We start from the raw sequence: 7,956 nt of genomic DNA, 5'->3' as shown, positions 1-7,956 counted from the left end.
CCCCGACGCCGCCCGCGCCGCCCCCGAGGGCCGCGACGCCGCCCGCTACCTGGCCATGCTGTCCGGGGAGCTTTCGGCCGGCTGGCAGGACCCCGAGGCCCTGAAGCGCGCTGTCGAGGCCCGCCAGACCCCGGCGCCGCTGCTGCGCGACCCGACCATCCAGCCGCTGGAGCGGCTGCGGCAGATGCAGATCACCGGCCTGCGCACCGCCCGCCTGGAGCTCGCCCCGCGCGACGGCGCCGGCAGCCTGGGCCTCGACCTGGCCTGGCGCGACGGCGCCTGGCGCGTCGTCCGCATGGCCTGGTCCAGCTAAAAACCACGACTTCCCTTCGGCGTCTCACGCGCGAAAAAAGCCCCGGCCGTCCTGGCCGGGGCTTTTTCACATCCCGCAGCGGGTCAGAAGCGGTAGCGAACCGCGGCCCCCACGATCCACGGATCCAGGTCCGCCCGCGCCCCGATGGCGCCGCCATTCACAGAAACATCCGGCCGCAGGAACAGCTTCTTGACGTCGACGTTGATGCCCCATTGCGGCGTCACCGCGTAGTCGACGCCCATGTTCAGCGCCCAGCCCCAGCTATTCTCCACATCGACCTTGGTGACCGGCGGCGTCCGCCCGCCGCCCTCGCCATAGAACAGCGTGTAGTTGATGCCGGCGCCCACATAAGGGCTGACCCGCGACTGCGGCAGCGGGTGGTACTGCAAGGTCAGCGTCGGCGGCAGCGCCCAGACCCGGCCCAGATCGACATTGCCCAGCGCCGAGCCGCGCACCTGCACGTCATGCCGCGTCGTTGCCGCGATCAGGTTCAGCGCGATGTTGGGCGTGACGAAATAGGTGACGTCCAGCTGCGGGGTGACCGTGTCCGAGGCGTCCGGCCTGCCGCCGATCGCATCCACCCGGCCGCCGCTCTGCGGCAGCACGCCGATGGCGCCGAAACCCACCACGATGTCGCCCGCCTGCTTGCCGCGCAGCGGCTCCTGCGCCATCGCCGGCGCCGTCATCATCGCCAGGGCCGCCAGGGCACTACAAGCCAAAGCGCCACAAACCGTCTTCTTCACGACTGCAAACCTTCCTTTCAACGTGAGAGGAGGATTACCGCCGACGCCAAGACGACACCTTGATCTGCATCATTCAAAAGAAAGGCCGGGGAAAGAATTCCCCGGACCCCATCTTTTTTCTATTTCATAAAAGACGAATAGATCATTCAGGCTTGATGCCGGCAACCTGGATCACCTGGCGCCAGCGCGCGATCTCGGCCGCCTGGAACTGCGCATACGCCTCCGGCGTGCTGGCCACGATGGTGAAGCCGATCTGCTCCAGCCGCGGTCTCACATCCGCATGCTGCAAGGCCTCGGCCACCGCGGCATAAATCTTCGCCCGCAACGCCGCCGGCATCCCGCCCGGCGCCATCACCGCCTGCCAGCTGGTGACCACGAAATCCGCCAGCCCCGCCTCGGCCGAGGTCGGCACCGTCGGCAGGATCGGATGCCGCTGCGCATCGGTCACCATCAGCGCCTTCAAGCGCCCCGACTGGATATGCGCCGCGACCGTCCCGAGATTCTGGAACGACATCTGCACATTGCCGGCGATCAGGTCGGTCGCGGCGGCGGCACCGCCGCGATAGGGCACATGCGCCACATCCACATCGACCCGCTGCTTGAACAGCTCGGCGGTCATCTGGTCCGAGGACCCGACGCCGCTGGTCGAATAGCTGCTCTTGCCCGGATTGGCCTTCAGCCAGGCGATCAGCCCGGCCACGTCTGACACCGGCACCTTTTCCGGATTGATCACCAGAACATTGGGCGTCGTCACCGCCAGGCTGATCGGCGAAAAATCCTTCACCGGGTCGTAGCCCAGGTCGGGGCGCAGCGCGGCATTGATGGCATAGACGCCGATCGAGCCCACCATCAGCGTCTGCCCATCCGGCTCGGCCCGGGCCAGCACCCGGCCGGCGATCTCGCCATTGGCGCCGGCGCGGTTCTCGGCGACCACCGTCTGGCCGATGGTCTGCCCCATCCGCATCGAGATCGCCCGCGCCACGATGTCGCTGGGCCCGCCGGCGACGAAGGGCACCAGCATGGTGACCGGGCGGCTGGGCCAGGCGACCGGTTGCGCCAGGGCGCCACGGGCCCCCGGAATCAGCGCGAGCGCAGCGGCGCCCAACAGAGGACGGCGGTTCATTGGACTTGCTCCCGGACGTTTATTTTAGTTGTCCGACAACATGACATGACGGCGAGGACAGTTTCAATCCAAGGCTGCGTCCCCGCTGGGCTGTCTTGCCGCTCCCTTCAGGGGACGATAAGCCGGGCGGCGACCAACAGGGTGAGACCATGGCGACCGACCTCGACATCGCGCGCGCGGCCAAGCTGCTACCGATCCAGGAGATCGCCTCCCGCGCCGGGATCCCGGCCGAGGCTCTCGAACCCTATGGCCGCTACAAGGCCAAGATCGGCCTCGACTTCCTGCGCGCGCAGGAGGGCAACAGGCAGGGCGCCCTGGTCCTGGTCACCGGCATCAACCCCACCGCCGCCGGCGAGGGCAAGACCACCACCACCGTCGGCCTCGGCGACGCGCTGAACCGCATCGGCACCCGCGCCATGATCGCGCTGCGCGAGCCCTCGCTCGGCCCCTGCTTCGGGGTCAAGGGCGGGGCGACCGGCGGCGGCTATGCCCAGGTCCTGCCGATGGAGGAGATCAACCTCCACTTCACCGGCGACTTCCACGCCATCACCGCGGCCAACAACCTGCTGGCCGCGATGATCGACAACCACATCTACTGGGGCAACGAGCTCGGCATCGATGCCCGCCGCATCAGCTGGCGCCGCGCCATCGACATGAACGACCGCGCGCTGCGCAGCGTCACCGCGGCGCTCGGCGGCGTCCCCAACGGCTTTCCGCGCGAGGACGGCTTCGACATCACCGTCGCCTCCGAGGTGATGGCGGTGTTCTGCCTGTCGAAGGACCTGGCCGATCTGCAGGATCGCCTCGGCCGCATCATCGTGGCGCAGTCGCGCGACGGCCGCAGCATCACCGCCCGCGACCTGAAGGCCGACGGCGCCATGGCCGCCTTGCTGCGCGACGCCCTGTCGCCCAACCTGGTGCAGACGCTGGAGGGCTCGCCGGCGCTGGTCCATGGCGGGCCTTTCGCGAACATCGCGCATGGCTGCAACAGCGTCATGGCGACGCGGCTGGCGCTGCAACTGGCCGATGTCGTGGTCACCGAGGCCGGCTTCGGCGCCGATCTCGGCGCCGAGAAGTTCCTCGACATCAAGTGCCGCTCGGCGGGCCTGGCGCCTTCCGCCTGCGTCGTCGTCGCCACCGTCCGCGCGCTGAAGCTGCATGGCGGCGTCGCCAAGGCGGCGCTGGGCACCGAGGATGTCGCCGCCGTCACCCGCGGCATCGCCAACCTGGCCCGCCACGTCCAGAACATGCAGAAATTCGGCCTGCCCGTGGTCGTGGCGCTGAACAAGTTTACTTCTGATACCGACGCCGAAGTCGCCGCCGTCCGCGCGGCGATGGCGAAGCTCGGCACCGAAGCCATCCTCTGCACCCATTGGGCCGATGGCGCGGCCGGCGCGGAGGAGCTCGCCCATGCGGTGAAGCGGATCATCGCCTCGGGAAGCGCGAAGTTCGAGCCGCTCTACAACGACCACCTGTCGCTGACCGGCAAGATCGAGACCGTGGCGCGCGAAATCTACCACGCCGCCGGCGTCTCCATCCCGCCCCCCGTCGCCGCGAAATTGAAGAAGTTCGAGGAGGCCGGCTTCGGCCATGTCCCCGTCTGCATCGCCAAGACGCAGTATTCCTTCAGCGCCGACCCCACCCTGATGGGCGCGCCGGAGGGCCATATCCTGCCGCTGCGCGAGGTGCGCCTCTCGGCCGGCGCCGGCTTCGTCGTGGCCATCGCCGGCGATGTCATGACCATGCCCGGCCTGCCGCGCCGCCCGGCCGCCGAAGCCATCGGCCTCGACGCCGAGGGCCGCATCGAGGGCCTGTTCTGACCCTGCTGCAGCAGGCGAGCGCGCTGCACGCCGCCGGCGACCTGCCGGCGGCCGAGGCGCTCTATGCCCGCATCCTGGCGCAGACCCCGGACGAGCCCAATGCGCTGAACCTGCTCGGCACCCTCAAGCGCCAACAGGGTTTTCTTTCAGTTGCCGTCCCGTTGGTCCGGCGGGCGGTGGCGCTGCGGCCGGGGGCGCCGGTCTTCCAGGCCTCGCTCGGCGCGCTGCTGGCCGAGACCGGCGCGCTGGAAGAAGCTGTCTTTCTGCTGAAGCAGGCGCTGGCGCAGCGGCCGGACGACGCGCTCAGCCTGCGCAACCTCGGCCAGGCGCTCTGCGGGCTGGGGCAGGCGCGGGCCGCTTTGGCGCCGCTGCGCCGCGCCGTGAAGCTGCGCCCCGATGCCGCCGCGCAGCTGGCGCTCGCCCATGCCTGCCGCGAGGCCGGTGCCCTGCCGGAAGCCCGCGCCGCCGCCGAGGCCGCCGCCCGCGACCCGGACCATGCCGAGCAGGCGCGCTTCCTGCTGGCCGCCCTCGGCGCCGCCGCCGCACCGGACCGGGCGCCGGCCGCCTATGTCCGCGACCTCTTCGACCAATACGCGCCCCGCTTCGAGGAAGACCTCACCCAGAAGCTGGGCTACCGCACGCCGGAAGCGCTGGCCGACTTGCTGCGCGAGGCGGGGGTGCCGGCGGACCGGTCGCTCGATGTGCTCGACCTCGGCTGCGGCACCGGCTTGTCGGGGCGGGCCCTCGCCCCTTTCGCCCGGCGGCTGGAGGGCCTGGACCTGTCGCCCCGCATGCTGGACGCGGCGCGGGCCGCCGGCGGCTACGACGCGCTGCACGAGGCCGACCTGCTCGACTTCCTGCCCGCCCATCCGGCCGGCTTCGACCTGGTCGCCGCCGCCGATGTGCTGAACTACCTGGGCGCGCTGGACGGGGCGCTGGCCGCCATCGCCGGCGCGCTGCGGCCCGGCGGGGTCGCGGGCTTCAGCCTGGAGCTCGGCGAGGTCGCGCCCTTCGCGCTGGGCGAGGGCCTGCGCTACCGCCACGCGCCCGCCGCCATTGCCGCCCAATGCGAGAAAGCCGGCCTGGCAGCTGTGGCGGAGCGCCGCGCGGTGCTGCGCGTCGAGCGCGGCGCGCCGGTCCAGGGCCTGCTGCTGGTGCTGCGTCGCGCCGGCTAAGGCTTTACGCGGAATGTAATTTTTTGTCGTGGCGGCGGCTCTCATTTATGTGTTGTTAAAGAAAAACACCCCAGATTGACTGGGCCAGCACGAGTTCTGGAGCCGCGAGAAAGGCTTCGGACCGGAGTTTCGGCGAAGCTCCTCGTTGGGGCGACCGGGTTTCCGAAGGATGCAAGACGGTGTCGACACTGGTGCTGGAATTGCGGCAGGGGGACCTGCTGGTGGTCAACGGGGCGCCGCTGCGCTTCCGCAACCGCGCGCGTATCGAGCTGACCAGCCGTGCCCGCTTCCTGTTCGGCAAGCAGATCATGACGCCGGAGCTGGCCACCACGCCGGCCCGGCGGATCTACTTCGCCATCCAGACCGCCTATATCGGCAATGACGAGGAGCGGGAGCGCGGGCTGGAGCTCGCCCGCGATCTGATCGCCGAATTCCAGGAGGTCACCACCTCGGCCCTGGTGCGGGAGGCGCTGGATTCGGCGCTGACCCTGGCCGAGCAGGACGAATGCTACCAGGCGCTGAAGCTGGTCCGCCGCGTCATGCAGCATGAGGATGCCGTCCTGCGCAGCGCCGCCGGCCTGCCGGAGGCGACCGAGCCTGCCGCGGCGCCGTCTTCCCCCTCCGTCGCGCCGGGCCCGGGGGCTGCCTCCGGGGCGGCTTCCGGCGCCGTGGCCTGAACTTCCGCGATGCCGATGCGGGGCACCCTGGCGATGCTGGACGGGGCGGCGGCGACGCCTGACGGCACCACCGACTGGTCCGGCCGCGCCGCCGAGGCCGCGGCCTTCGCCGCCCTGGCCGGGGAGCTGCGCGCGCTGCGCGACGGCCACCATCCCGACCCCGAGGCCGCGCTGGAACGGGCCGACGGGTTGTGGCGCGCCGTGCTGCTGGCCTGTGGCGCCGAGGGATCGCTGCCCGACAGCCTGCGCCAAGGCGTGGCGCGGCTGGCCCTGGCCATGCTGGTCGAGCTGGACCAGCCTTCGCCCGACCTGGCGCTGATGATCGGCATCACCGAGACGCTGCAGGCCGGCCTGACCGACCTGCACTGAAGCTGGCGCCCCGCCGCCGCCCGACACCGGAGGGCGGCCCTGAAAAAAACTAGCTGGGTTGCCAGGCGAGGCGGCGGAGCAGCCATTCGCGATAGGCCAGCACCGCCTCGGGCGGCGGGCAGATCGCCGCCATGATGGCCCGGGCCTCGGCCCCCACCAGCGCCGGCGAGGCGCCCTCCACCGGCTGGCTCTTCTCTTCCTCCTCCTGCCAGCGCAGCGCGGCGCGGCGCCAGGCGGCGACCGAATCGGCCGGCGTCAGCCCGGGCAGCATCAGCGCGGCACGCAGCCTGAGCGCCGCGAAGCCCGCCTGGGCGGCGGCCAGGGCGGCCGGGCGCGTCGCCGCGCTGCTGGCGGCCAGCAGCTCGGGGTGGTCGCGGCGGGCGGGGGTGTCGAGCTCCAGCCAGGGGGTCAGGCCGAACTGGCGCACCCGGGTCTGCGGCGTCGGGTCGGCCATGACCAGGGCATCGGCCTCGCCGCGGCCGATGGCGGCGGCCGCCGCCGCGCCCGTCAGGCCGAACACTGGCACGGCCGGGAAGCCCAGCAGGTCGAGCGCCAGCAGCGCCGCCGTCTCCGGCGATTCGGGCCCGGCCAGCGCCAGGCGCAGCGGCTGCGCGGCGCGGGGGGGGACGAAGACGCCGCGCCCGGCCAGCACCGCGCCCTGCCAGCCGACGCAGAGCGGCAGCCAGGTCTCCGGCTCGTATTGCGCGCGGCTTTCGCCGACCAGCCGGGCATGGGCGGCCAGGCCCGGCAGCACCAGCAGGGTGCGGCCATCGCCGGCTTCCAGCGTGGCGAAGCGGTTGGCGGCGGTGACGCCGTCCGGCCCGCCCAGGATGGCGGTGCGCAGCGCCACGGCATGCGGCAGGCCGCGCACCAGCCCGGCGGCCAGGCCGCGCGCCCAGAGCGCCGCGGCGCCGCCCTCGGGACCGGGCAGCAGCAGGGTGGCGCTGTCGGGCAGCGGCGGCGTGCTGGCGAAGGCGGGCGCGAAGGCAGGGGCCTGGGCCGCCGCGCCGCGCGCCGCCAGCCCGACCAGGCTGGCCAGCGCGCCCAGCGTGGCGGCGCGACGGGGGAGCGGCATCATGCCGCCCTCATGGCAGGCGGGCGCGGCGGGAAAAAGGCAGCGCGCGGCCTGGCCATGCCTTGGGCCATGGCTGTCAGTCGGCGTAGGCGACAAGGGTTTCGACCGGCACGTCCAGGCGGGCGCGGCCGTTCAGGAAGGTCAGCTCGATCAGAGTGGCGACCATCGGCACCTCGGCGCCGCCCTGGCGCAGCAGCTCGACGCCGGCGGCCATGGTGCCGCCGGTGGCCAGCAGGTCGTCCAGCAGCACGACGCGGTCGCCGGGCTTGACGGCGTCGGCCTGCATCTCGATCCGGTCCTTGCCGTATTCGAGGTCGTAGTCGTAGCCGATGGTGGCGCCCGGCAGCTTGCGCGGCTTGCGCAGCATGATGAAGCCCAGGCCGAGGGCCAGCGCCATCGGCGCCGCCATCAGGAAGCCGCGGCTCTCGATGCCGGCCAGCAGGGTGGGGCGGGCCAGGCGGATGCGCTCGGCCAGCAGGTCCATCGCCGCCTTCCAGGCCGGGCCGTGCCGCAGCAGGGTGGAGATGTCGTAGAACAGGATGCCGGGCTTCGGGAAATCCGGGATGCCGCGGATATGCGCCTTCAGGTCGAAGGTGGGATCGGCGGCAAGGCCACCGGCAGCAAGGCCATCGGCAGCAAGAGCGGGGGCGGGGGTCTGGCC

At 71.9% G+C, this 7,956-nt stretch carries 9 protein-coding genes; 5 read left to right on the top strand and 4 right to left on the bottom strand.

From position 1 onward, the window contains the following. Positions 1 to 313: hypothetical protein (locus tag GVN67_RS26965; RefSeq protein WP_160000406.1), on the top strand; the 313-nt coding region annotated here is incomplete at its 5' end. Positions 314 to 396: 83 nt separating this feature from the next. Here the strand turns inward: GVN67_RS26965 and GVN67_RS26960 are convergent. Both GVN67_RS26960 and GVN67_RS26955 read right to left on the bottom strand, forming a co-directional pair. Then, positions 397 to 1,056 carry an OmpW family protein gene (locus GVN67_RS26960; protein ID WP_235035551.1) on the bottom strand — a complete coding sequence of 220 codons (660 nt, stop codon included), beginning with the start codon at positions 1,054 to 1,056 and terminating at the stop codon, positions 397 to 399. A gap of 142 nt (positions 1,057 to 1,198) precedes the next feature. Further along, positions 1,199 to 2,179 carry a tripartite tricarboxylate transporter substrate binding protein gene (locus GVN67_RS26955; RefSeq protein WP_160000405.1) on the bottom strand — a complete coding sequence of 327 codons (981 nt, stop codon included), beginning with the start codon at positions 2,177 to 2,179 and terminating at the stop codon, positions 1,199 to 1,201. Positions 2,180 to 2,328: 149 nt separating this feature from the next. Between GVN67_RS26955 and GVN67_RS26950 the strand changes: the two genes are divergently transcribed. The 4 genes from GVN67_RS26950 (at position 2,329) to GVN67_RS26935 (ending at position 6,220) form a co-directional block, all read left to right on the top strand. Beyond that, positions 2,329 to 3,999, top strand: a complete 1,671-nt coding sequence (locus GVN67_RS26950; RefSeq protein WP_160000404.1) for a formate--tetrahydrofolate ligase — start codon at positions 2,329 to 2,331, stop codon at positions 3,997 to 3,999. After that, entirely contained in the window at positions 3,996 to 5,174 is a 1,179-nt protein-coding gene (locus tag GVN67_RS26945; RefSeq protein ID WP_368667266.1) for a methyltransferase domain-containing protein, read from the top strand. The genes GVN67_RS26950 and GVN67_RS26945 overlap by 4 nt, the downstream gene beginning before the upstream one ends. Positions 5,175 to 5,353: 179 nt before the next feature. Continuing rightward, complete coding sequence (locus GVN67_RS26940) at positions 5,354 to 5,851, top strand: flagellar biosynthesis repressor FlbT (protein ID WP_160000403.1); 498 nt, start codon at positions 5,354 to 5,356, stop codon at positions 5,849 to 5,851. A 9-nt stretch (positions 5,852 to 5,860) separates the two neighbouring features. Next, positions 5,861 to 6,220 carry a flagellar biosynthesis regulator FlaF gene (locus GVN67_RS26935; protein WP_160000402.1) on the top strand — a complete coding sequence of 120 codons (360 nt, stop codon included), beginning with the start codon at positions 5,861 to 5,863 and terminating at the stop codon, positions 6,218 to 6,220. A gap of 49 nt (positions 6,221 to 6,269) precedes the next feature. Here GVN67_RS26935 and GVN67_RS26930 read toward each other — a convergent pair whose 3' ends face one another. Beyond that, positions 6,270 to 7,295, bottom strand: coding sequence for a hypothetical protein (locus GVN67_RS26930; RefSeq protein ID WP_160000401.1), 1,026 nt, complete (start codon positions 7,293 to 7,295; stop codon positions 6,270 to 6,272). A 76-nt stretch (positions 7,296 to 7,371) separates the two neighbouring features. Next, positions 7,372 to 7,881, bottom strand: a complete 510-nt coding sequence (locus GVN67_RS26925) for an adenine phosphoribosyltransferase (RefSeq protein ID WP_160000407.1) — start codon at positions 7,879 to 7,881, stop codon at positions 7,372 to 7,374. Positions 7,882 to 7,956: the final 75 nt, after the last annotated feature.

Origin of the sequence: Roseomonas sp. 18066 (genome assembly GCF_902706185.1) — a bacterium.
In the GTDB taxonomy this organism is placed as follows: Bacteria; Pseudomonadota; Alphaproteobacteria; order Acetobacterales; family Acetobacteraceae; genus Pseudoroseomonas.
Note: the sequence above shows the minus strand (reverse complement) of the source record. Positions and strands in the feature narration are given on the sequence as shown.